At 48.6% G+C, this 22,908-nt stretch carries 35 protein-coding genes and 2 tRNA genes; 33 read left to right on the top strand and 4 right to left on the bottom strand.

The features are described from left to right. The first annotated feature begins 5 nt into the window (after window positions 1-5). The 30 genes from ACLJTG_RS10860 to ACLJTG_RS10715 all read left to right on the top strand — a co-directional run bounded on the left by ACLJTG_RS10860 (window position 6) and on the right by ACLJTG_RS10715 (window position 19,838). The gene (locus ACLJTG_RS10860; RefSeq protein ID WP_000736922.1) at window positions 6-443 is read left to right on the top strand and encodes a recombination protein NinB; all 438 of its coding nucleotides are present in this window, start codon (window positions 6-8) and stop codon (window positions 441-443) included. Beyond that, window positions 413-613 carry a protein NinD gene (gene ninD, locus ACLJTG_RS10855; protein ID WP_043957873.1) on the top strand — a complete coding sequence of 67 codons (201 nt, stop codon included), beginning with the start codon at window positions 413-415 and terminating at the stop codon, window positions 611-613. The genes ACLJTG_RS10860 and ninD overlap by 31 nt, the downstream gene beginning before the upstream one ends. Then, on the top strand, window positions 580-756 hold the full coding sequence (locus ACLJTG_RS10850; protein WP_000113770.1) for a NinE family protein: 177 nt from the start codon (window positions 580-582) through the stop codon (window positions 754-756). Before ninD ends, ACLJTG_RS10850 begins: the two co-directional genes overlap by 34 nt. 1 nt (window position 757) lies before the next feature. Beyond that, complete coding sequence (locus tag ACLJTG_RS10845; protein WP_071992662.1) at window positions 758-934, top strand: protein NinF; 177 nt, start codon at window positions 758-760, stop codon at window positions 932-934. Further along, window positions 912-1,193, top strand: a complete 282-nt coding sequence (locus tag ACLJTG_RS10840) for a hypothetical protein (protein ID WP_001218098.1) — start codon at window positions 912-914, stop codon at window positions 1,191-1,193. The genes ACLJTG_RS10845 and ACLJTG_RS10840 overlap by 23 nt, the downstream gene beginning before the upstream one ends. Continuing rightward, window positions 1,190-1,585: a crossover junction endodeoxyribonuclease RusA gene (gene rusA / locus ACLJTG_RS10835; RefSeq protein WP_085425920.1), complete on the top strand. Its 396-nt coding sequence runs from the start codon at window positions 1,190-1,192 to the stop codon at window positions 1,583-1,585. Before ACLJTG_RS10840 ends, rusA begins: the two co-directional genes overlap by 4 nt. After that, entirely contained in the window at window positions 1,582-1,785 is a 204-nt protein-coding gene (locus ACLJTG_RS10830; RefSeq protein WP_001749914.1) for a phage NinH family protein, read from the top strand. The genes rusA and ACLJTG_RS10830 overlap by 4 nt, the downstream gene beginning before the upstream one ends. Next, window positions 1,766-1,945, top strand: a complete 180-nt coding sequence (locus tag ACLJTG_RS10825; RefSeq protein WP_001749915.1) for a hypothetical protein — start codon at window positions 1,766-1,768, stop codon at window positions 1,943-1,945. The genes ACLJTG_RS10830 and ACLJTG_RS10825 overlap by 20 nt, the downstream gene beginning before the upstream one ends. Continuing rightward, window positions 1,942-2,430, top strand: a complete 489-nt coding sequence (locus tag ACLJTG_RS10820; RefSeq protein ID WP_410958975.1) for an antiterminator Q family protein — start codon at window positions 1,942-1,944, stop codon at window positions 2,428-2,430. The genes ACLJTG_RS10825 and ACLJTG_RS10820 overlap by 4 nt, the downstream gene beginning before the upstream one ends. 91 nt (window positions 2,431-2,521) lie before the next feature. Next, a tRNA-Asn gene (locus tag ACLJTG_RS10815) sits at window positions 2,522-2,596 on the top strand. Window positions 2,597-2,601: 5 nt separating this feature from the next. After that, window positions 2,602-2,677: transfer RNA gene (locus ACLJTG_RS10810), tRNA-Thr, on the top strand. Between the two features lie 117 nt (window positions 2,678-2,794). Then, the gene (locus ACLJTG_RS10805) at window positions 2,795-3,010 is read left to right on the top strand and encodes a class II holin family protein (RefSeq protein ID WP_000839574.1); all 216 of its coding nucleotides are present in this window, start codon (window positions 2,795-2,797) and stop codon (window positions 3,008-3,010) included. Then, on the top strand, window positions 3,010-3,507 hold the full coding sequence (rrrD, locus tag ACLJTG_RS10800; RefSeq protein ID WP_001135251.1) for a lysozyme RrrD: 498 nt from the start codon (window positions 3,010-3,012) through the stop codon (window positions 3,505-3,507). Before ACLJTG_RS10805 ends, rrrD begins: the two co-directional genes overlap by 1 nt. An 88-nt stretch (window positions 3,508-3,595) precedes the next feature. Continuing rightward, a complete protein-coding gene (locus tag ACLJTG_RS10795; protein ID WP_080102112.1) occupies window positions 3,596-4,033 on the top strand; it encodes a lysis protein in 438 nt (145 codons plus the stop codon). A 211-nt stretch (window positions 4,034-4,244) separates the two neighbouring features. Then, on the top strand, window positions 4,245-4,766 hold the full coding sequence (locus ACLJTG_RS10790; RefSeq protein WP_410958974.1) for a KilA-N domain-containing protein: 522 nt from the start codon (window positions 4,245-4,247) through the stop codon (window positions 4,764-4,766). Window positions 4,767-5,098: 332 nt separating this feature from the next. Then, complete coding sequence (locus tag ACLJTG_RS10785) at window positions 5,099-5,341, top strand: DUF2560 family protein (protein WP_374814122.1); 243 nt, start codon at window positions 5,099-5,101, stop codon at window positions 5,339-5,341. 2 nt (window positions 5,342-5,343) lie between these two features. Then, entirely contained in the window at window positions 5,344-5,748 is a 405-nt protein-coding gene (locus ACLJTG_RS10780; protein ID WP_024139164.1) for a hypothetical protein, read from the top strand. A 12-nt stretch (window positions 5,749-5,760) separates the two neighbouring features. Continuing rightward, window positions 5,761-6,219, top strand: coding sequence for a terminase (locus ACLJTG_RS10775; protein ID WP_410958973.1), 459 nt, complete (start codon window positions 5,761-5,763; stop codon window positions 6,217-6,219). Then, on the top strand, window positions 6,219-7,679 hold the full coding sequence (locus ACLJTG_RS10770) for a terminase (protein ID WP_410958972.1): 1,461 nt from the start codon (window positions 6,219-6,221) through the stop codon (window positions 7,677-7,679). Before ACLJTG_RS10775 ends, ACLJTG_RS10770 begins: the two co-directional genes overlap by 1 nt. After that, window positions 7,679-9,856 (top strand): portal protein, encoded by a 2,178-nt coding sequence (locus ACLJTG_RS10765; RefSeq protein ID WP_410958971.1) that lies wholly within the window; start codon window positions 7,679-7,681, stop codon window positions 9,854-9,856. Before ACLJTG_RS10770 ends, ACLJTG_RS10765 begins: the two co-directional genes overlap by 1 nt. Window positions 9,857-9,869: 13 nt before the next feature. Next, on the top strand, window positions 9,870-10,781 hold the full coding sequence (locus tag ACLJTG_RS10760; RefSeq protein WP_058107444.1) for a scaffolding protein: 912 nt from the start codon (window positions 9,870-9,872) through the stop codon (window positions 10,779-10,781). Next, window positions 10,781-12,073, top strand: a complete 1,293-nt coding sequence (locus tag ACLJTG_RS10755) for a P22 phage major capsid protein family protein (protein WP_001196936.1) — start codon at window positions 10,781-10,783, stop codon at window positions 12,071-12,073. The genes ACLJTG_RS10760 and ACLJTG_RS10755 overlap by 1 nt, the downstream gene beginning before the upstream one ends. Before the next feature lie 40 nt (window positions 12,074-12,113). Further along, window positions 12,114-12,674 (top strand): hypothetical protein, encoded by a 561-nt coding sequence (locus ACLJTG_RS10750; RefSeq protein ID WP_410958969.1) that lies wholly within the window; start codon window positions 12,114-12,116, stop codon window positions 12,672-12,674. Continuing rightward, window positions 12,658-13,158, top strand: coding sequence for a packaged DNA stabilization gp4 family protein (locus tag ACLJTG_RS10745; protein WP_410958968.1), 501 nt, complete (start codon window positions 12,658-12,660; stop codon window positions 13,156-13,158). The genes ACLJTG_RS10750 and ACLJTG_RS10745 overlap by 17 nt, the downstream gene beginning before the upstream one ends. Continuing rightward, a complete protein-coding gene (locus tag ACLJTG_RS10740; RefSeq protein WP_410958967.1) occupies window positions 13,118-14,536 on the top strand; it encodes a packaged DNA stabilization protein gp10 in 1,419 nt (472 codons plus the stop codon). The genes ACLJTG_RS10745 and ACLJTG_RS10740 overlap by 41 nt, the downstream gene beginning before the upstream one ends. Before the next feature lie 3 nt (window positions 14,537-14,539). Next, window positions 14,540-15,241 carry a hypothetical protein gene (locus ACLJTG_RS10735; RefSeq protein WP_024792775.1) on the top strand — a complete coding sequence of 234 codons (702 nt, stop codon included), beginning with the start codon at window positions 14,540-14,542 and terminating at the stop codon, window positions 15,239-15,241. Then, window positions 15,241-15,696 (top strand): DUF2824 family protein, encoded by a 456-nt coding sequence (locus tag ACLJTG_RS10730; protein ID WP_000627703.1) that lies wholly within the window; start codon window positions 15,241-15,243, stop codon window positions 15,694-15,696. Before ACLJTG_RS10735 ends, ACLJTG_RS10730 begins: the two co-directional genes overlap by 1 nt. A 2-nt stretch (window positions 15,697-15,698) precedes the next feature. Continuing rightward, window positions 15,699-16,388 carry a DNA transfer protein gene (locus tag ACLJTG_RS10725; RefSeq protein ID WP_410958966.1) on the top strand — a complete coding sequence of 230 codons (690 nt, stop codon included), beginning with the start codon at window positions 15,699-15,701 and terminating at the stop codon, window positions 16,386-16,388. A 10-nt stretch (window positions 16,389-16,398) separates the two neighbouring features. Next, a complete protein-coding gene (locus tag ACLJTG_RS10720) occupies window positions 16,399-17,667 on the top strand; it encodes a DNA transfer protein (protein WP_410958965.1) in 1,269 nt (422 codons plus the stop codon). Window positions 17,668-17,732: 65 nt separating this feature from the next. Then, window positions 17,733-19,838 (top strand): hypothetical protein, encoded by a 2,106-nt coding sequence (locus ACLJTG_RS10715; RefSeq protein WP_410958992.1) that lies wholly within the window; start codon window positions 17,733-17,735, stop codon window positions 19,836-19,838. A gap of 72 nt (window positions 19,839-19,910) precedes the next feature. Here ACLJTG_RS10715 and ACLJTG_RS10710 read toward each other — a convergent pair whose 3' ends face one another. From ACLJTG_RS10710 to ACLJTG_RS10695, 4 genes are all read right to left on the bottom strand, one after another. Further along, window positions 19,911-20,333 carry a hypothetical protein gene (locus ACLJTG_RS10710; protein WP_085438688.1) on the bottom strand — a complete coding sequence of 141 codons (423 nt, stop codon included), beginning with the start codon at window positions 20,331-20,333 and terminating at the stop codon, window positions 19,911-19,913. A 70-nt stretch (window positions 20,334-20,403) separates the two neighbouring features. Then, on the bottom strand, window positions 20,404-20,853 hold the full coding sequence (locus ACLJTG_RS10705) for a hypothetical protein (protein WP_225911973.1): 450 nt from the start codon (window positions 20,851-20,853) through the stop codon (window positions 20,404-20,406). A gap of 6 nt (window positions 20,854-20,859) precedes the next feature. Further along, the gene (locus tag ACLJTG_RS10700; protein ID WP_001716763.1) at window positions 20,860-21,129 is read right to left on the bottom strand and encodes a hypothetical protein; all 270 of its coding nucleotides are present in this window, start codon (window positions 21,127-21,129) and stop codon (window positions 20,860-20,862) included. Further along, window positions 21,122-21,379, bottom strand: coding sequence for an Arc family DNA-binding protein (locus ACLJTG_RS10695; RefSeq protein WP_369557198.1), 258 nt, complete (start codon window positions 21,377-21,379; stop codon window positions 21,122-21,124). Before ACLJTG_RS10695 ends, ACLJTG_RS10700 begins: the two co-directional genes overlap by 8 nt. Window positions 21,380-21,467: 88 nt before the next feature. Between ACLJTG_RS10695 and ACLJTG_RS10690 the strand changes: the two genes are divergently transcribed. From ACLJTG_RS10690 to ACLJTG_RS10680, 3 genes are all read left to right on the top strand, one after another. Beyond that, window positions 21,468-21,626, top strand: coding sequence for an Arc family DNA-binding protein (locus tag ACLJTG_RS10690; protein ID WP_079796489.1), 159 nt, complete (start codon window positions 21,468-21,470; stop codon window positions 21,624-21,626). Further along, entirely contained in the window at window positions 21,623-21,814 is a 192-nt protein-coding gene (locus tag ACLJTG_RS10685; protein ID WP_369557197.1) for a hypothetical protein, read from the top strand. Before ACLJTG_RS10690 ends, ACLJTG_RS10685 begins: the two co-directional genes overlap by 4 nt. Window positions 21,815-21,876: 62 nt before the next feature. Next, entirely contained in the window at window positions 21,877-22,797 is a 921-nt protein-coding gene (locus ACLJTG_RS10680) for a phage antirepressor N-terminal domain-containing protein (RefSeq protein ID WP_410958963.1), read from the top strand. The last annotated feature ends 111 nt before the right edge of the window (window positions 22,798-22,908 follow it).

Here is a 22,908-nt window from a genome sequence, read left to right as displayed (position 1 = left end):
AAGACATGAAAAAACTAACCTTTGAAATTCGATCTCCAGCACATCAGCAAAATGCCATTCACGCAGTACAGCAAATCCTTCCAGACCCAACCAAACCAATCGTAGTAACCATTCAGGAACGCAACCGCAGCTTAGACCAAAATCGGAAGCTTTGGGCTTGCCTTGGTGATGTCTCACGTCAGGTTAACTGGCATGGACGATGGCTTGACGCTGAAAGCTGGAAGTGTGTGTTTACCGCAGCCTTAAAGCAGCAGGATGTTGTCCCTAACCTTGCCGGGAATGGCTTTGTAGTAATAGGCCAGTCAACCAGCAGGATGCGTGTAAGCGAGTTTGCGGAGCTATTAGAGCTTATACAGGCATTCGGTACAGAGCGCGGCGTTAAGTGGTCAGACGAAGCCCGGTTAGCACTGGAATGGAAAGCGAGGTTTGGAGACGCCGCATGAAACACTGCTACCGCTGCGGAGAAAGCAAAGACGATTATCGATTCCGGCCAAATCAACCTTATTGGCACCAATGGTGTATCAGATGTGAGCGGTCGCCAGTGGGTAATTTCCCGCTGCCAGAGACGAAGGAGGACGTATGGCACGACAGCGACGAAGTATCACCGACATAATCTGCGAAAACTGCAAATACCTTCCAACGAAACGCTCCAGAAATAAACGCAAGCCAATCCCAAAAGAATCTGACGTAAAAACCTTCAATTACACGGCTCACCTGTGGGATATCCGGTGGCTTAGAGAACGTGCGAGGAAATAAGGTGATTGACCAAAATCGAAGTTACGAACAGGAAAGTATAGCGAGAGCCTTATGCGCCGGATGTAACAAGCAACTGGCACAAGATGAAATTTACGCCTGTGCAGAATGCATTAACGAATGGCTGGTATATCGCGATCCGAATGGAGATATGTCTAATGAGGATATTCAGGAGCAATAAATGGCTTCAGGCAGTAAGGGAGATAGATTGCTGCGTTCTGTGTGGTCGATATGGAGTTCAGGCTGCGCATCGCAACGAAGGAAAGGGAATAGGGCTAAAGGTTGACGACAGCCTAACGGCGGCGCTTTGCCCGTCATGCCATGAGCGAATCGACAACGGAAAAGATTTAAGCCGGGAAGAGCGACGCTCAGAAATGGACCGCGCCATTGTCTTAACGTTGCAAAAGTTAACACGCGAAGGGAGGGTAACAGTGCGATGAACGAATACCGTATAGCGTTGCCGTGGCCTCCATCCAATAATCGCTACTGGCGTCACTCTCGAGGAATCCACTACATCAGCGATTGGGGAAAGCGATACCGGCGAGAAGTAATCGAAATAATTCAGCAACAACAGCTAGACCTTAAAATCACACACCGCATCAGAATCACCATTCTCGCAGCACCTCCCGATAACCGCAAACGCGACCTGGACAATCTACCAAAGGCCGTTTTTGACGCACTCACCAGTGCGGGATTCTGGCTGGATGACGGCCAGATAGACGATATGCGCATCAAGCGCTGTCAGGCGGTTAAAGGCGGAATGCTTGTACTGGTTGTGACTGAAACCTGTGGGCGTTTGCCAATGATTACAGAGCTACTGGAGGCCGCATGACGTTCTCAGTAAAAACCATTCCAGACATGCTCATAGAGACATATGGAAACCAGACAGAAGTAGCACGGCGCTTATCGTGCCACCGCAACACAGTCAGGCGTTATCTGTACGACAAAGAAGCCAGGCATCACGCCATCGTTAACGGCGTTTTAATGATTCATCAGGGCGGGAGAGGTATCTATGACCGTAACCAGCATTAACCAGGCGAAACAGCAGCGTGAACGTGACGAAGCTGAATTGCGCAGCATCAGAGAGATGACAGAGCAACACCAGAAGGCAATGAATTATCTGCATGATCGAGAGCGCGAACTGGTGAACCGGCTTGGATTGAACAAGCCGTCGGGAGGCAATGCTGCATGAGTATACGAGAATTGAACCTCACTAAAGAGCAGCATGACTGGCTTAATGGGTGGCTTGAGCTATGGGGAGCATGGGTTTATTCAGGAAGACTCGAAAAACGCATGAGCAGCGTTATAGCGCAGTTCATGGAGAGCGTAGAGCCGGGGAGAGTTATGACAAGACCAATGTGCAATGATGATGATGGAATGTTGATTTCTCAGGTCGTAGATTCCGTTATGCGCATCGACACAAAGGCCTTTGGCATTCTGCTTAGCTATTACGCACATGGTTCCTCTAAGTACGCCATATCATCCTACTATCACAAGACTGCAAGCCCCCGCAAAATGTCAGGCCGCGGCGGAGAAAGGATGCGCAAGCCATCTCTTATTACCTGTCGGAGAGAAGTAGATGACGTACTCAAGGCATCCCTGTTCATGCTTTATCAACCGATGCTAAATGCCTTCAATAGTCGTAAACGTGTGGATAAAATTAAACATGTTGCATAGATTGTGTTGACATCTATGAGCAAATGAGCAATCATAAGTGAATAAGCTGCCGTTAGTGACTCTTAAGTTGCAACGGTGGCTTTTTTTATTTGGGTCAGTCGTATAAAGGTCATTACGGAAGGCTGTTAACCTTCTTATCGTGGTTCGAGTCCACGCTGTCCCGCCAAACATGCTGGTTTAGCTCCAATGGTAGAGCAGTCGCCTTGTAAGCGAATGGGTAGCGGTTCAAGTCCGTTAACCAGCACCATAACTGAGCCGTAGCCACTGGCTATCCTGAATTCATCAGTGATAGTTACGCTGCGGCCTTCTTTCCTCCCTTCCCAATATAAGAACTACGCAATCCGTTACTGGCGGAGGCGTTGCTATGAAATCAATGGACAAAATCTCAACTGGCATTGCCTACGGAACATCTGCTGGTAGTGCGGGATACTGGTTTTTGCAGTGGTTGGATCAGGTCAGTCCGTCACAGTGGGCTGCGATTGGAGTGCTTGGAAGCCTTGTGTTGGGTTTTCTCACTTATCTGACAAATCTGTACTTCAAAATCAGAGAAGACAGAAGAAAGGCTGCGAGAGGTGAATAATGCCTCCATCATTACGAAAAGCCGTTGCTGCTGCTATTGGTGGCGGGGCTATTGCTATAGCATCTGTGTTAATCACTGGTCCGAGTGGTGACGATGGTCTGGAAGGTGTCAGTTACATACCATACAAAGATATTGTTGGTGTATGGACTGTATGCCACGGACACACCGGAAAAGACATCATGCTCGGTAAAACGTATACCGAAGCAGAATGCAAAGCCCTCCTGAATAAAGACCTCGCCACGGTCGCCAGACAAATTAACCCGTACATCAAAGTCGATATACCTGAAACAACGCGCGGCGCTCTTTACTCGTTCGTTTACAACGTGGGTGCAGGCAATTTCAGAACATCGACGCTTCTTCGCAAAATAAACCAGGGCGATATCAAAGGCGCATGTGACCAGCTACGTCGCTGGACATACGCTGGCGGTAAGCAATGGAAAGGGCTGATGACTCGTCGTGAGATTGAGCGAGAAGTCTGTTTGTGGGGGCAGCAATGAGCATGATTTGCTTTTTCATGGCAACGTTGCTCGCATTTAATGGCAACGATGCGTGGCCGTGGTTTCTGGCCGTTGGGGTGTTGATGTCATGAGTCGGTTAACCGCAATCATCTGCGCTGTGGTTATTTGCCTGCTGGTTTCAATGGGGTGGGCTGTTAATCATTACCGTGATAACGCCATGACTTACAAAGATCAGCTCGACAAAGCCGCATCCGTTATCGCTGACATGCAGAAGCGTCAACGTGATGTAGCAGAACTCGACGCCAGATACACAAAGGAGCTTGCTGATGCTAACGCGACTATCGAAAGTCTCCGTGCTGATGTTTCTGCTGGGCGTAAGCGCCTGCAAGTCGCCGCCACCTGTGCAAAGTCAACGTCCGGAGCCAGCGGCATGGGCAATGGAGAAAGCCCAAGACTTACAGCAGATGCTGAACTCAATTATTACCGTCTCCGAAGTGGAATCGACAGGATAACCGCGCAGGTTAACTACCTGCAGGAGTACATCAGGAGTCAGTGCTTAAAATAATTTTAATTTCACTGAAATTTAACAAGTGACTTTCAGGAAAATGCCTCGCAGATGCGGGGCTTTTTTACATCTGCAGTAAACCGCGCATCGCAGCGCGTAACAATCCCGAGTCTTTCAGAAAGCTGAGCCTGAGAACTGCCGTATATGGTGGCGACCATCTCGGGGCGGCTTTTCTGTGCGAACAGGCTCATCTTTCTAAAAGGTAAACGCTATGAATATCGTCCCACTCAATTACAAAGGCGAAGCCATCCGCTTCAATACTGATGGCTGGATTAATGCCACTGATATTGCAAAACGTTTCGGTAAGCGTCTGGATCACTGGTTGTCCAACGCTGAAACTCTCGAATACGTTAGAGCATTGGATGAGGTTTATTCAGGTGAACCATCGAAAATTCTACATACCCGTGATTCCGGGTATGTAAAAACAAGCAAGGCACGAAAGGACAGGGGCGGCGGAACATGGCTGCATCCAAAGTTATCAGTTGCCTTTGCAAGATGGTGCGATCCGAAATTCTCCGTCTGGTGCGACCTGCACATTGATAGCCTGCTTCGTGGTGAACTGACTGAGCAGCAGAAATATGAGCAAGCGTGTCGCATTCGTGATGACCGGAAATCAAAAGCCAGCAATGGAGCAAGAGATATGGCTCGCTGGCGATGGGATAAGCCGGTCATTGAAGCCAATGTTGAGTTCTGGCGCGAGCAACTACAGTTGACTCTCGATATCGCGTGCTGATGGTAAACGCAAAACTGCGTTATCGGAAAAATCAAAGAATTACGAGAACTGCTAAACGGCTATCCATTACAAAGCCTATCTACGGGTGGGCTTGATAATGAAACCTGAGTTTATTTCCTGTCAAACAATATTCAATTAGCAGCAGTACAGCTAAACAACCCAAGCCAGTAAGTGGGGAAATAACACTGGCAGCCACTGAAAGATGAACCTCCTGCCTTATGGCAAAAAAGATTCTTTGTGGTGGCGGACTGATGGAAAGACATCGGTTATTGCAGAGGCCATTCAATGAGTGGCCTCGACAATGGCTTACCCCAACAACCGGAGCCAACACAATGGCAGGAATTATTCCCATGACTGAAGAACAGAAATTCCAGTTAGAGATTTACAAACTGGTCATGAACCAGAACGCAGCAGCAGAGGAAGCATTTCAATTCATCGGCACTGATGAGCTGAAGCTTGAGTTATTCAAAATTCACTTCCAGTCAGGCGGCGCTAATTCAGATATCACGATCCGCACATTCGAAGCGGTGCGTAAATCGAAGGAAGCGTTAGACCTGTTCACTGCCGGAGCATAAGCATGGCAAACCCAAATTTCACGCCATCATGGCCTCTCTACAAAGATGCTGACGGTGCATATGTGTCTGCGCTTCCGATTAAAGCTATCAAATACGCTAATGACGGAAGTGCAAACGCAGAATTCGACGGTCCGTATACTGACCAGTACATGTCAGCGCAAACAGTAGCCGTATTCAAGCCGGAGGTCGGTGGATATCTGTTCCGAAGCCAGTACGGCGAGCTCCTCTATATGAGCAAGACAGCATTTGAAGCTAAGTACACTTCCGCAAGCGGTTCAGTAACGAATGCAGAGACAGCGGATAAGTTATCTACTGCTCGCACTATCACACTAACCGGCGCTGTCACAGGTTCAACTTCATTCGATGGTTCTGCTAACGTGACTATTGCAACTACCCAAGGAAGTTAACAAGGAAATGATATGGCGGCTGAAGATAAGAAAATTGGTCGCCCATCGGCTTACAAACCAGAGTATGCCGAGCAGGCGAGAAAACTTTGTCTGTTAGGGCATACAGATGCGGAACTGGCTTCTTTCTTTGATGTTAGCGAGCAAACAATCAATGCGTGGAAGCACGCGCATCCTGATTTTCTTGAGTCCATAAAAAAGGGTAAGGCTGTTGCGGACAGTGAAGTCGCCGCAAAGTTATTCCACCGCGCCACCGGGTACGAACACCCAGAAGATGATATTCGCGCTGTCGATGGTTCGATCGTCATAACTCCTACTGTGAAACATTATCCACCCGATACGACTGCTGCCATTTTCTGGCTTAAGAACAGGCAGCGAGATAAATGGCGTGACAAACAGGAAATGGAGCACACCGGAGAGGTTAGCCTGATTCAGCGCATTCAGGAGGCCCGCAAACGCGCAAGGGGTGAGTGATGTCATCAGAATTTGAGGCAATGCTTGCCGACGATATGGGGCGATTCTTCTATGACCCACTCGGATTTGTGATGTATGCATTTGAGTGGGGAGTTGGAGAGCTTGATGGCTTTGACGGTCCAGATGAGTGGCAGAAAGAGTTTCTCACTGACTGGGGTGAGGCGATTCGCACTAACAACTTTGATGGTGTAAAACCAGTAGAAGTATACCGCTGCGCAACAAGCTCAGGTCACGGCATCGGGAAAAGTGCACTCACTGCATGGGTAATTCTCTACATCATGAGCACCCGCCCGTTCTGTAAGGGTGTTGTAACAGCTAACACCTCAGAGCAGCTTCGAACCAAAACATGGGGCGAGCTTGGCAAATGGAAGAAGCGCTGTATTACCGGGCACTGGTTCGAGTACAACAACGGCAAAGGCAACATGAACATCTACCATGTAGATCACATGGAGTCATGGCGTTGCGACGGGCAAACCTGCCGCGAAGAAAACAGCGAATCATTTGCTGGTCTTCATGCTGCAAACTCGAGCCCATTCTACATCTTCGATGAAGCCTCGGCGGTGCCTGACAAGATTTGGGAGGTGGCAGAGGGAGGCCTGACAGACGGAGAGCCTTTCTGGTTCGCGTTCGGCAACCCGACACGTAACACCGGGCGCTTCCGTGAATGTTTCCGTAAATTCAAGCATCGCTGGAGACGCAAGCAAATTGATAGCCGCCTGGCGAAGATGACGAACAAAGAGCTTATTGAAGAATGGCGAAACGATTACGGTGAGGATAGCGACTTCTTTAAAGTACGCGTTCGTGGCCTCTTCCCATCTGCATCTGACCTGCAATTTATTCCCCAAAGCTATGCTGATGCCGGTATGTCCAGAAAGCTGGAGCACAGTCAATATGGATTCGCTCCAAAGATTATCGGCGTTGACCCGGCATACTCAGGCAGTGATGAGGCGTGTATCTATCTGCGGCAGGGACTTTATTCAAGGCTTTTAGGTTCTTACCCTAAAACAGACGACGATGTGAAGTTTGCTCAGGTAGTGGCTGCTATCGAAGATGAACACAAAGCTGACGCGGTGTTCATTGATTTCGGTTACGGCACGGGTATTCATTCTGTTGGTAAGTCGTGGGGCAGAAAGTGGCAACTCGTGAGCTTCGCGGGAGAATCGAAAGACCCGGCAATGCTCAATAAGCGCGGCGAGATGTGGAACGCAATGAAATCCTGGCTGAATGAAGGCGGGAGCATTGATGACCAGCAGACCGCTGATGAGATTGTTGCCCCTGAATACAAAGTGAAACTCGATGGTAAGATTGTTCTGGAGTCGAAGGACGACATGAAACGCCGTGGTGTTCCATCGCCAAACAGGGCCGATGCGCTGGCGCTGACATTTGCATTCCCGGTAGTCAAAAACAAACCATCAAAAGCAATCCCCGCACCGATTAGACCAGTACGCAGAGGACGATAATGGCCGACAATGAAAACAGGCTGGAGAGCATCCTGTCGCGCTTTGATGCGGACTGGACAGCCAGCGATGAAGCCAGAAGGGAGGCCAAGAATGATCTCTTCTTCTCCCGCGTATCTCAGTGGGATGACTGGCTATCACAATACACAACCCTGCAGTATCGCGGGCAGTTCGATGTTGTACGTCCAGTGGTGCGCAAGCTCGTTTCTGAGATGCGTCAGAACCCTATTGATGTTCTGTATCGTCCAAAGGATGGAGCAAGTCCTGACGCTGCTGATGTGCTGATGGGCATGTATCGCACCGACATGCGGCACAATACGGCGAAAATTGCTGTCAACATAGCCGTTCGTGAGCAGATTGAAGCAGGCGTGGGTGCGTGGCGTCTGGTCACTGACTACGAAGACCAAAGTCCAACTAGCAACAATCAGGTTATCCGTCGAGAGCCTATCCATAGTGCCTGCTCCCATGTTATCTGGGACAGCAACAGCAAACTGATGGACAAGTCTGACGCCCGTCACTGCACAGTTATCCACTCAATGAGCCAGAATGGTTGGGAGGATTTCGCAGAAAAATACGACCTCGATGCTGATGATATTCCATCATTCCAGAACCCCAACGATTGGGTATTTCCATGGCTGACGCAGGACACAATTCAGATCGCTGAGTTTTACGAAGTGGTCGAGAAGAAAGAGACGGCGTTTATCTACCAAGACCCGGTTACGGGTAAGCCGGTAAGCTACTTTAAGCGCGATATTAAAGACGTCATCGACGACCTGGCTGATAGTGGATTTATCAAAATTGCAGAGCGCCAGATTAAGCGTCGCCGGGTATACAAATCGATTATCACCTGCACCGCTGTACTCAAAGACAAGCAGCTCATTGCTGGCGAGCATATCCCCATTGTTCCGGTATTCGGAGAGTGGGGCTTCGTTGAAGATAAAGAAGTGTATGAGGGTGTCGTCCGCCTGACAAAAGACGGTCAGCGTCTGCGCAACATGATTATGTCGTTCAACGCCGACATCGTGGCCCGCACCCCGAAGAAGAAGCCTTTCTTCTGGCCTGAGCAGATTGCAGGCTTTGAGCATATGTATGACGGCAACGACGATTACCCGTACTACCTGCTCAACCGCACTGATGAGAGCAACGGAGACCTGCCAACTCAGCCGCTGGCATACTATGAAAATCCGGAAGTTCCACAGGCCAATGCCTATATGCTGGAAGCTGCAACCAGCGCAGTAAAAGAGGTTGCCACTCTTGGTGTAGATGCTGGGTCGGTTAATGGTAATCAGGTTGCATTCGATACCGTAAATCAACTCAATATGCGGGCTGACCTTGAGACATACGTGTTTCAGGATAATCTTGCTACCGCTATGCGCCGTGATGGAGAGATTTACCAGTCGATAGTTAACGACATCTATGATGTCCCTCGCAACGTGACAATCACCCTTGAGGATGGCAGCGAAAAAGAGGTTCAGCTAATGGCTGAGGTTGTTGACCTTGCTACTGGTGAACGACAGGTACTGAACGATATCAGGGGGCGCTATGAATGCTACACGGATGTTGGACCATCATTCCAGTCCATGAAGCAGCAAAACCGCGCAGAAATTCTTGAGTTGCTCGGCAAGACGCCACAGGGAACGCCAGAATATCAACTGCTGTTGCTTCAGTACTTTACCCTGCTTGATGGTAAAGGTGTCGAGATGATGCGTGACTATGCCAATAAGCAGCTTATTCAGATGGGCGTTAAGAAGCCAGAAACGCCTGAAGAGCAGCAATGGTTAGTAGAGGCGCAACAAGCCAAACAAGGTCAACAAGACCCGGCAATGGTTCAGGCTCAGGGCGTACTCCTGCAGGGGCAGGCTGAACTGGCTAAAGCTCAGAACCAGACACTGTCCCTGCAAATCGATGCAGCTAAAGTCGAAGCGCAGAACCAGCTTAACGCTGCCAGAATTGCAGAAATCTTCAACAACATGGACCTCAATAAACAATCTGAGTTTAGGGAGTTCCTTAAAACTGTTGCTTCATTCCAGCAGGACCGCAGCGAAGACGCTCGCGCAAATGCTGAGTTACTCCTTAAAGGCGATGAACAGACGCACAAGCAGCGAATGGACATTGCCAACATCCTGCAATCGCAGAGACAAAATCAACCTTCCGGCAGTGTAGCCGAGACACCTCAATAAGAGAGAGTTAATCATGGAACCAACCACCGAAATTCAGGCAACTGAAGACTTAACCCTGTCCGGCGATTATGCAGCGGCATCTGCTGATAGCTTAGTTGTCGATAATGCCAACGACAATGCAGGTCAGGAAGAGGGCTTTGAGATTGTCCTGAAGAACGATGAGACAGCACCAAAACAAGACCCGGCAAAGAACGCAGAATTCGCCCGCCGCCGCATCGAGCGCAAACGACAGCGCGAGCTTGAGCAGCAGATGGAAGCAGTTAAACGCGGAGAATTGCCGGAGAGTTTACGGGTAAACCCTGACCTTCCACCTCAGCCGGATATTAATGCCTATCTGTCAGAAGAAGGCCTGGCCAAATATGACTATGACAACAGCCGTGCGCTTGCCGCTTTCAATGCTGCTAATACCGAATGGCTAATGAAAGCGCAGGACGCCCGCAGCAATGCCGTAGCAGAACAGGGCCGCAAGACTCAGGAGTTTACCCAGCAATCAGCGCAATACGTCGAAGCTGCCCGCAAACACTATGACGCGGCGGAAAAGCTCAATATCCCTGACTATCAGGAGAAAGAAGACGCATTTATGCAACTGGTTCCGCCTGCGGTTGGGGCCGACATTATGCGCCTGTTCCCGGAGAAGTCCGCCGCGCTCATGTATCACCTGGGTGCAAACCCGGAGAAAGCCCGCCAGTTACTGGCGATGGATGGGCAGTCCGCGCTGATTGAACTCACTCGACTATCCGAACGCTTAACTCTCAAGCCTCGCGGTAAACAAATATCTTCCGCTCCCCCTGCTGACCAGCCGATTACCGGTGATGTCAGCGCAGCAAATAAAGATGCCATTCGTAAACAGATGGATGCAGCTGCGAGCAAGGGCGATGTGGAAACCTACCGCAAGCTAAAGGCAAAACTTAAAGGAATCCGATAATGGCTTTGAACGAAGGTCAAATTGTTACACTGGCGGTGGATGAGATTATTGAAACCATCTCCGCAATCACTCCAATGGCGCAGAAAGCCAAGAAATATACCCCGCCTGCGGCTTCTATGCAGCGCTCCAGCAATACCATCTGGATGCCTGTAGAGCAGGAGTCCCCCACTCAGGAGGGTTGGGATTTAACTGATAAAGCGACAGGGTTACTGGAGCTTAACGTCGCGGTAAACATGGGAGAGCCGGATAACGACTTCTTCCAGTTACGCGCAGATGACTTGCGAGACGAGACTGCGTATCGTCACCGAATCCAGTCAGCAGCTCGCAAACTGGCTAACAACGTTGAGCTGAAAGTCGCAAACATGGCCGCCGAGATGGGGTCATTGGTTATCACTTCGCCGGATGCAATCGGCACCAATACCGCAGACGCATGGAACTTTGTGGCCGATGCAGAAGAACTGATGTTCTCCCGCGAACTTAACCGCGACATGGGCACATCGTACTTCTTCAACCCGCAGGACTACAAAAAGGCGGGTTATGACCTGACCAAGCGTGATATCTTCGGGCGCATCCCTGAAGAAGCATACCGCGATGGCACCATTCAGCGTCAGGTTGCTGGCTTCGATGATGTCCTGCGCTCTCCTAAACTTCCTGTGCTGACCAAATCCACCGCAACTGGCATCACTGTATCCGGTGCGCAGTCCTTCAAGCCTGTCGCATGGCAACTGGATAACGATGGCAACAAAGTTAACGTTGATAACCGTTTTGCTACCGTCACCCTGTCTGCAACCACCGGCCTGAAACGCGGCGACAAAATTTCGTTTGCTGGCGTGAAGTTCCTTGGTCAGATGGCTAAGAACGTACTGGCGCAGGACGCGACTTTCTCCGTAGTTCGCGTTGTTGATGGTACTCACGTTGAAATCACGCCGAAGCCTGTAGCACTGGATGATGTTTCTCTTTCTCCTGAGCAACGGGCATACGCCAACGTTAACACCTCGCTGGCTGATGCGATGGCGGTGAACATCCTGAACGTTAAGGATGCTCGCACCAACGTGTTCTGGGCTGATGACGCCATCCGTATTGTGTCTCAGCCCATTCCTGCTAACCACGAATTGTTTGCAGGTATGAAAACTACCTCATTTAGCATCCCTGACGTTGGACTTAACGGTATCTTCGCTACGCAGGGTGATATTTCCACCCTGTCCGGCCTGTGCCGTATTGCGCTGTGGTACGGCGTAAACGCGACACGACCGGAAGCAATCGGTGTTGGCCTGCCTGGTCAGACTGCGTAACTAACAGGGGCTTAGGCCCCTTTTTTATTTTAGGTGACATATGGGCGTAATGCTATATAAGCAGGGTCGTGGAACGAAGGTATGGGGCAAGGAAGTTCAGGCTAAAGTTGTCGATGAAGGCGACGTAGAAGATCACCTTGCCGATGGTTGGGTTAAGCATCCAAATGAGGTGCCGGAGACTAATGACGAGCCAATCGGCGATTCAGGCGTGGTCAAGAAAGACATGGGTGAAGTATCTGATGGATACCACAACTTTAACGAACTATATGCACATCGAGTGCGCCTGTTTTCAACACTAATGAATGCCTTCCGCGAAAGCGCATGGTGGAGCTTCCAGCATCATGACGGCGAGCAATGGGATGGATGGGTGTTAGCTGGCATCGACACCCCAGAAGGCGCGGTAACATACCACCTTCCAGAGAGTGAAATTGAACATCTGCCTAAAGGCACGGAAATTGAGTTTGGCAAGGAATGGTACGGCCACACGGCAGATGATGTGTTGAATCGTCTGCTAAGCCTGCGACCGAAAGAACCGGCAACCAAAGAACGCAAAAAGCCAGGACCAAAGCCTAAGGCGGAAAGCGATGCAGATAAAGACTAAAGGCGATCTGGTCAGGGCGGCGCTGCGTAAGCTGGGCGTAGCATCAGATGCAACTCTCACTGATGTTGAGCCACAGTCTATGCAGGATGCTGTTGACGACCTTGAAGCGATGATGGCTGAGTGGTATCAGGACGGGAAGGGCATCATCACCGGCTATGTATTCTCAGATGATGATAATCCTCCCGCTGAAGGTGACGACCACGGCCTTCGCTCTAGTGCAGTCAGCGCTGTATTCCACAATCTGGCTTGCCGGATTGCCCCGGATTATGCGCTTGAAGCTACTGCCAAAATTATCGCCACTGCTAAATATGGGAAGGAACTTCTCTATAAGCAGACCGCCATCGCCAGAGCTAAACGAGCGCCTTACCCGTCACGTATGCCAACTGGCAGTGGAAACAGTTTCGCCAATCTGAACGAATGGCATTATTTCCCCGGAGAGCAGAATGCCGATTCAACAACTCCCCATGATGAAGGGCATGGGTAAGGACTTCAAGAATGCCGACTACATTGATTACCTACCAATCAACATGTTGGCCACACCGAAAGAAGTCCTCGACTCATCGGGTTATTTACGCTCATTCCCGGGCATAGCGAAGCGCAACGATGTAAATGGTGTATCGCGTGGCGTTGAATACAATACCGCTCAGAACGCTGTATATCGCGTCTGCGGTGGTAAGCTCTACAAAGGTGAAACCGTAGTAGGTGATGTATCCGGAAGCGGTCGCGTATCAATGGCGCATGGTCGGACATCACAGGCGGTAGGCGTTAATGGCCAACTGGTCGAGTATCGCTATGATGGCACGGTTAAAACCGTCTCAAACTGGCCTACAGACAGCGGATACACGCAGTATGAGTTAGGCTCAGTCCGTGACATTACTCGCTTACGTGGGCGTTATGCGTGGTCAAAAGACGGCACTGATTCATGGTTTATCACTGACCTTGAAGACGAATCGCATCCTGACCGATACAGCGCACAATATCGCGCAGAATCGCAGCCGGACGGCATCATCGGTATCGGCACATGGCGAGACTTCATTGTCTGCTTTGGTTCATCGACGATTGAATATTTTTCCCTGACTGGTGCAACCACCGCTGGCGCTGCGTTGTATGTCGCACAGCCATCGCTGATGGTACAGAAGGGCATTGCCGGAACATACTGTAAAACGCCATTCGCTGATTCATATGCATTCATCAGTCACCCGGCTACTGGCGCACCTTCCGTCTACATCATCGGGTCAGGGCAGGCTTCACCAATTGCGACGGCCAGTATTGAGAAAATTATCCGCTCATACACGGCTGATGAACTGGCAACCGGGGTGATGGAAGCGTTGAGGTTTGATTCGCATGAACTGCTGATTATCCATCTCCCGCGTCATGTGCTGGTTTACGATGCCTCATCAAGCCAGAACGGGCCGCAATGGTGCGTACTGAAAACAGGTTTATACGACGATGTTTATCGTGCCATCGATTTCATGTACGAAGGAAACCAGATTGCGTGTGGCGACAAGTCAGAAGCGGTGATAGGGCAGTTGCAATTCGACATTAGTAGCCAGTACGACAAGCAGCAAGAACACCTGTTGTTTACACCCCTATTCAAAGCGGACAATGCCAGATGCTTCGACCTCGAAGTTGAATCATCCACTGGTGTTGCTCAATACGCTGACCGCCTGTTCCTGTCTGCAACCACAGACGGAATCAATTACGGTCGCGAACAGATGATTGAGCAGAATGAGCCGTTTGTGTACGACAAGAGAGTTTTATGGAAGCGTGTAGGTCGTATTCGTCGATTAATCGGATTCAAACTGCGTGTAATCACCAAATCACCAGTAACACTATCCGGGTGTCAAATTCGTCTGGAGTAAAATATGGCAGACCCGTCACTTAATAAGCCTGTCGTGGTTCAGGCTACTCGTCTTGATGCCTCAATCCTCCCACGCAACGTCTTCAGCCGGTCCTATCTGCTCTACGTAATCGCGCAGGGTACTGACGTTGGCGCTATTGCGGGAAAGGCAAACGAAGCAGGGCAAGGCGCCTATGACGCGCAGGTAAAGAACGATGAGCAGGATGTTGAGCTTGCAGACCACGAAGAGAGAATTCAACAGTTACGCATTGACGTAGACGACCATGAAATACGTATTACTGCAAATGCCAATGCAATTGCGGTACTGGATGTCAGACTAACCACGGCTGAAGGCAAAATAGTCACCTTGCAGGCTGATATCAGTGCTCTTGATGGTAGGGTTACGGCTGCTGAAAGCACTATTTCTTCATTGCAGGCTGATTACGTATCGAAGTCAGCAACTGCTTCTCAATCGCTGGCGTCACCTCTCAACGTGACAACGTCCTATTCAGTTGGCGGCACTAAAGTTATCGGTGCGCGACAGACAGGATGGACAGCAGCAACAGGTGCTGCGCTTCTCGGTGCATTCAACGCTAACCAGGCATACACGGTCAGTGCCACATATACGCAGTTTGAGGTATCAGCTATGGCTACCGGATTGCAGCAGGCGCGGCAGCGTATCAAAGCTCTCGAAGATGCAATACGAACTCATGGATTGATCAACTGATGATTACATTCACTCCCACCCGAAACATCGACCTGATAGAAACGGTCGGCAACCATCCCGACATCATCGCCGGGAGTAACAACGGTGACGGATACGATTACAAGCCTGAGTGCCGCTATTTCGAAGTGAACGTACATGGTCAGTTCGGTGGCATCGTGTATTACAACGAGATTCAGCCGCTAACCTTTGACTGCCACGCCATGTACCTGCCTGAGATTCGCGGATTCAGTAAGGAAATCGGACTGACGTTCTGGCGATACATTCTCGCCAACACCACCGTTCAGTGCGTTACATCATTTGCTGCACGCAAATTTCGCCACGGTCAGATGTACTGCGCAATGATTGGCCTTAAGCGTGTAGGAACCATCAAGAAATACTTCAAAGGCGTGGATGACGTGACGTTTTACAGCGCCACACGCGAAGAACTAATCGACTTCCTGAATCACGGGAGATAAACATGTTATATGCATTTACGCTGGGCAGGAAACTGCGCGGTGAGGAACCTCTTTTCCCTGGGAAAGGCGGAAAAGGTGGCGCAGATAAAAGCGCAAAGTATGCAGCAGAAGCGCAAAAGTATGCCGCAGACCTGCAAAATCAGCAGTTCAACACCATCATGAACAACCTGAAGCCGTTTACTCCTCTGGCAGATAAGTATATCGGCAGTCTTGAAGGTTTATCGTCTCTCGAAGGTCAGGGGCAGGCGCTTAATAATTACTATAACTCCCAACAATACCAGGACTTTGCGGGGCAGGCTCGCTATCAGAATCTGGCAGCGGCAGAAGCAACAGGTGGCCTTGGTTCTACAGCGACCAGTAACCAGCTTTCAGCAATCGCCCCAACACTTGGTCAGCAATGGCTGTCAGGTCAGATGAATAACTATCAGAACCTTGCAAATATTGGTCTTGGTGCGCTTCAGGGGCAGGCAAACGCCGGACAGACATATGCCAACAATATGAGCCAGATTTCACAGCAAAGCGCGGCTCTTGCAGCGGCAAATGCCAACAGACCATCAGCTATGCAATCTGCTGTTGGTGGTGCTGCCTCCGGTGCATTGTTAGGCGGTGGAATAGCCAATGCTTTGTCAATGTCAACCCCATGGGGAGCGGCTATCGGTGGTGGTATTGGTCTGCTTGGTTCTTTGTTTTAAGGGGTAATCAATGGCTACGTGGCAGCAGGGCATTAATTCAGGTGGTTTTCTGGCTGGCATTGGTGCGCAAAATGAGAATGCGCCAAAGGCAAGCGACATTAACGCAACGCTTGGCCTGATTCGCGAAAACAATGATTTGGCTCGCTCAGGCGCTAATAATGTGGTTTTAACAGGGCTGCGTGGTCTGGCTGGCGTTGCTGATATTTATAAGCAGGAACAGCAACAGAAAGCGCTAAACGCATTCAACCAGGTTCATGCCAACGCATGGGCTACTGGCGACCCGTCTGGCCTGTTTAAGTTTGCTCAGGAAAACCCGGCGTTTGTTGCGCAGGCACAGCAGGCGTTTTCCGGTCTTAATGAGCAGCAGCGTAACGATATGGGCGATTTGGCTATGAAGGCTAACGTCGCTCTTTCTCAGGGGCCGGAATCCTACAGTAAATTCATTACTGATAACAAGGACAGGTTAAACCGTGTTGGCGCTAATCCAGACTGGATGATACAGACTGGAGTACAGAATCCAGAGCAGCTATCACACATGTTGACTACGATGTCTCTCGGTGCGCTTGGGCCAGAAAAGGCGTTTGCTGTTCAGGATAAGATGGTTGGACGCCAGCAGGAGCAGCAAAGGATTAATGAAACAATTCGTAATAATGACATGACGAATGCGAGAGGAATTAGAGGGCAGAATATTAGCGCTTCCAACTCAGCAGCAGATCGCCAGATTAGATTGATGCAACTCAAACAGGATGCGCTGGTTAAACAAGCCACTAGCGAAACCAATGACCTAAAGAAGCAGGAGCTTCAACTTAAGATTGAAGCTAACCAGCAGGCATTACAAGAGAAGCAGCAGCAGGTACAAAAAGGGAAAGATATGTCATATGAGGCGGCGAAACTCGCAAGGAGTATTGCCAACAATCCTCAACTAGATGTTGTCACCGGCTCTATCCAGTCGAGACTTCCAAAATTTGAGGGGGAAAGCCTAGACATTATCAACCAGGCCCAGCAGTTACAATCAATGTTAACGGCAGGAAACCTTGGGCTGCTTAAAGGGGCAATGAGTGACAAAGATATCGCCTTTTTGCAGTCGATGTCTTCAGGATTAAATGTGGGGGACAACGGCATTAAGGGATCGTATGAAGCCACAAAGAAAAAGCTAAATATCATTGCAGATAAGCTTGAGCGTAATCTTGGCGGATATGTTCCAGATGGTGAGCAAGTATCCGCGGGTACTCAATCTCCACAAACAGTCACCACAAAATCATGGAGTGACCTACCGTGAATGTAACCCTTCCTAATGGTAACGTTATTACTGATGTTCCGGATACTGCCACTAAAGCAGAAGTTATGCAGAAAGCCATCGTGGGAGGATTGGCAACACAAGAAGACTTTGGAGCGGCGTTGACCGCTACCCAGCCAGCAATCTCAGCAGATGAAAATGCAAGGCAAGAGGAAGTGGTTAATAACTCCAACGGGTTTGATCGGTTTATGTTTGGTGCCATTAATGGCCTGATGGATGTTGGAAAGGGCGTGGGCCTTTTTAAGGATTTAACACCGGAAGAGCAGGCAGCAATTAAATCACTTCAGCAAAAGTTCGCAGCAAAACCGTCAACATCGCAAGACATCGGTGAGTTTGTAGGGCAGGCCGCGCCGTTCATTAGCGGTGGCGGGCTGATAGCTCAAGTGCCAAAAGGAGTTGCAAGACTTGGGGTTGCTGCTGGTCTTGGGGCTGCAGAGGGTGGGATCGTCGCAAAAGGGACTGGTAACGATGTGGGGGCTGGTGCGGCAGTTGGCGCTGTCGCTGGTCCTATTGCTGAATTGGTTGGCCCAGCGGTTGGAAAGCTTGCTGGAAAGATTAAAGATAGCGCAGGCGATTTATATCGCGCGGCAACAGGAATCGGTGGCGATACATCGGAGGCAACATTAAAAAAGGCTTCTGACGCAATGGATAACAAAATCATTGGCGGTCAAAAAGCTTATCAGGATTTTGCCTCAGAAGTAAATCCTGATGCCGATGCCGTGAATGCCATTCGTGAGTTAGGCTTGGAGAATTACGCAACCCCAGGAATGGTTTCTAAAAACCCAACTGTGCGGGCGCTTGATAACGCAGTAGCAACGCTTCCAGGTACTGAGATCAGCGAGGCCCACAAAAGATTCATTTCCGAACTTGGTCGCAAGGCCGATGAAATGATCACATCGTTCGGTGGGGATTTGGATAAACAGGCGGTATCCGATCGAGTAGCATCAAGATTCGACAGCACCATATCATCTCTACAGAGTCAGTCTGATGATATCTATGACAAAATATCCAAGAAAGTGCCTGTCAGGGAGCGAATCGAAGCCAATAATGCCATTAACTTCCTGGAAGATTTTGCAGATGATATTGGCGGTTTAGATGAGCTTTCCCCAATCATGAAAAGAACGCTAACCCGCCTAGATCCCAATACAATGCCTACCTATGGCAGGCTTGACCTTGCAAGAAAGCAAATAGGGCAGGCGATTGGCAAGAATGCTGGGCCCTTCAAAGATGAAGAGACTGGCGTACTAAAGCAACTTTATGCGGCTATAACTAATGACCAGCAAGCTGTGGCTGAGAAGCATGGAGCTGGTGAGCTTTGGGGGCTTGGAAAAGAGTTAATCAAGAAACGCAAATCTGTTGAGGATGATGCTGCATTTATCCTTGGGAAAAAGCTTCAGCAATCAGCAATCCCAAAAGTTGAGAGTGCCGTTGTGAATATGTCCAAAGGAAACGGCAGCGACTTTAGGCAGCTAATGAAATCAATCCCAAAGGATATGCGAAAGGAGGTTGCTCTCACTTCGATGAATAAAGCATTTACTAGCTATGCAAAATCACCTGGTCAGCAACTAGGGGTTGATGGATTTGTTAAATGGTATAACGGGATGGCACGAAACGGGGCTAATATGAAGGCTCTCCGTGAAGCCATAGGTCCTGACGCATCAAAACGTTTGGATACCATTTATCAGGCTGCCAAGACAATGAATAGACTAAACTCTGGAAAACAGTATGCTAGTAGTCTCGTGGATCAGCAAGTTAATAACTTTCTGAAAGAAAAGGGAAGTCTTGCTAAAATTTATGGAATAGCCTCAAAAGCTGCGGCGGCGGAGGGAATAACTACACTTTCTGGTTTTCCTGGCACTGGAGCTGTAGGAGTAATATCTGGAGCTCTTGCAGCAGGGAAAAAAAGCAGAATACAAGCTGCTGATGCTCTTCTTTCTTCCCCGGAGTTTAAGTCGATGCTATTCCAGGCGCAAAAGGCACCGATTGATCGCGTAGAAGTTAGGCGCTTGATAGAGAAGAAGGTAGCACAGTCTAAGTCTTTCAAGCGATGGGAAAAGACCCTATCCGCCGACGAAAGCAAATCTCTTGGGAGGGTTGGGTTAATTACGTGGCTTTCCCAGCAGGATGCCACAGCAAGAGACGACCAATCCTAAACTCAATCAGGAACACGATAATTTAGCCAATTGTCGCCATGTTAATCTCCAGATAGCCAAGGATGGCTTTGTCTAACCATCGGATAGGCGCTCTTTTGCCTCTTCGATTAAATCAGCACAAATAAGAGGTAGTTCTGATGAAACAACTTCCCATCCAGATTTTTTAACAACTTCATTTAGCCACTCTTCTCTATCGTGAGTTCCTCTCCTTTTTTCCAAGAGGAAAATTTGCGAGTAAATCTGAATGGCTTTCTCGTTTAGATAAAACGCATATTGCCGGTTTAAAACAACATCTGCAAGTATATCAATGCCTTGTTGGGTTTTTGCCGCTGCATCTGGCTCTACTCCCATACGAATAGAGAGGTCGCATAACTCAACGAATGCACGCTCTTCAGCATCTTGTTTCATTTTGTAAAAATGTGAAGCTAACTTTTGTGTTTCAGCAAGTTCTGCCCTTAATTTTTTTATCCTGTTTCTCTTTAATATGCCAAGCACACCAACCTCCTTAGTTTTCCTTGCGGTGGCACTGAGTGAATGGAACAAGAAGATAGCTAATACAAGTGAGCTAAAATATATATTTAGCTATCCCTAAAAGAGCAAATCCAGTTCCTATGGTCCAAAGTATTTGCTTGTTTACTGCAGAAGAGATTAATGTCTGGACTTCGCTCTTACTCGGTTTTTTTGATAATTTTTCGTCTACATCTACTATTTTTTGCAGGACTACCGCAACATCCCTGGATGTATCTGCTGAGATATCACGCAAACGAGAGATGTCAGACCTTGCCTCAGATAGGTTGGTCTTAATGTTTTCAACATCTGCCTCTAACCGTGCAACCCTAGCTTCAAGCATGTTATTACTCCCAGCTCCACCACTACCGCTTGATTGTAGCATACCCATACTCATGCCAGACATTCCTGATGACTGAGAAATTGGATTTGCGTACAAAGATGATGATTTTTCCGCTTGTTTAAGCTTTTCAGTTAGATTTGGAACTTCGTAATAATCGTGTTTCATTATTGATTACGACTCGTTTGTTTTAGCTTTATAATGTTGATCGCGAATGAAGTCAGCCAATTTAAGCATCAATTCTTCAGGCATTCTAATGGTGGCAATATTGTACTTTATGTTTTCAACATCACCGCTTTCATCAACAGGCCATTCAGTTACATTATGAAAAAAAGAAATTGAACCTAATCGCTGAGAGCCGTCACCAAACGAAGAGTATCCAAATGAGTCAGCATATGCATCGACACAGTTATTTGATTTTTTAACAAGTTCTTTATTACTCATTTTTTTCTTTTCCGTAAAGTTTTTTTAAAGTTTCGAATACCATATTTTTTACGATATCCGAATGTTCATCAGCTAGGCGCTCAGCTTCGTCGCGATAACCTGATACTGGTGAGGGTGCAGAAACAGCAGCCTGAACAATCTGCACTAGCTCAGCATTGATTGACCTTCCGTTCATCTTGGCTCTTTGATCTAACTTTGCTTTTAAATCAGCAGGAAGGCGCAACTTAAATTGTGGGTCTTCTCTGGACATTTTATCACCATTGTTTTTCTTGACAGTCTATAACGGTGATAGTACATTCTCAATTGAACCACCGTGGTTCATTTTTTGTGGAGGTAGCATGCAAGGTGCAAGAAAACTGCCGCAGTTCAACCTGAGATGGCCTAAAGAGGCATTGGATATGGTACGGAAAGTAGCCGAAGAGAATGGCCGATCTGTTAACTCTGAGATTTACAAGCGAGTGATGGATAGCCTGAAGCGTGAAGGGGTAGCGGTGTGAAAAATTACAGATGTTGCTTCTGTGGACGCAGCAGAGAAAAGGTGGGCGAGGGCTTTGTTATTTCAAAATATACAGATGAAGCCCTTTGCGACTCATGCATTACAGATATTGTAATTCTCTTGCATGACGAGAGGAAAGTAGCTGAAAAGCTTAAGAGCATTCAAAGTGAAGACATTATTAAAAGTTGAAGCCCCAACTGCTGCAACAGTCAGGGCTTCAGTTGTCAGAAAATCCTTGGAGATAAACTAACATGACAAGTATAGCAATTCTTGAAGCAGTTAACACCTCTTACGTGCCGTTTAATGGTCAACAGATCATCACTGCGATAGCAGCCGGTGTAGCTTATGTAGCGATGAAGCCCATCGTTGAAAATCTCGGAATGAGTTGGTCAACGCAGCAAACAAAACTCATGAAGCAATTACAGAAATTCAACTGTGTTCATATGAACATGGTTGCCGCTGACGGTAAGCTGCGCAAGCTTCTCTGCTTACCACTGAAGAAACTTAACGGCTGGCTGTTCAGTATCAACCCCGAGAAAGTCCGCGCCGATATCCGCGATAAACTGATTCAGTACCAGGAAGAATGCTTCACCGTTCTGCACGACTACTGGACGAAAGGTGAGGCTGAAAACCCGCGCAAAAAGACATCCGTTGACGAGCGCACCCCGCTACGTGATGCCGTAAATATGCTTGTAAGCAAAAAGCATCTGATGTACCCAGAAGCTTATGCAATGATTCATCAGCGTTTCAATGTGGAAAGTATTGAAGAGCTTGATGCATCTCAGATACCGCAAGCCGTAGAGTACATCCACAGGGTAGTGCTTGAAGGTGAATTCATCGGTAAGCAGGAAGAGTTGCCATCCAAGAAATTGAATATCCCGGACATCACAATGGAATGGTGGTACAGCAATAATTTTCCAATGCGAGTTGGAAATCTTGAGCGCTATCCCGGGCATAAGGTATGGCATGATCTGACCTTGACTCCGCCGATGATGTACGGTGAAGACACAAAATCACCCGCTCTTTTCCTGATTGAGATATTGGAGTGCATGGGGTTTGACATGGTGGCCCCGCGCATCGAGGTGGAAACCATGCGTATCATGCTTGGAAAAGGAAAGCGACAGATAAGAGTAGTGGGAGACGGACGGGTTAAGTACCTTCTCTCGCTTTAGCGACAACATACAACACCACACCTCGCTTCGGCGGGGTTTTTTTATGCCAAAAACTCACCGCAGCCACACTGCGGCGACTCCTTGATGGATAGCACTACGAAATTTTCGTAG

It is taken from the genome of Salmonella sp. SAL00672 (genome assembly GCF_046552175.1).
Taxonomy (GTDB): Bacteria; Pseudomonadota; Gammaproteobacteria; order Enterobacterales; family Enterobacteriaceae; genus Salmonella; species Salmonella enterica.
The sequence above is the reverse complement of the archived record's forward strand: the minus strand, read 5'-3'. Positions and strand labels throughout refer to the sequence as shown.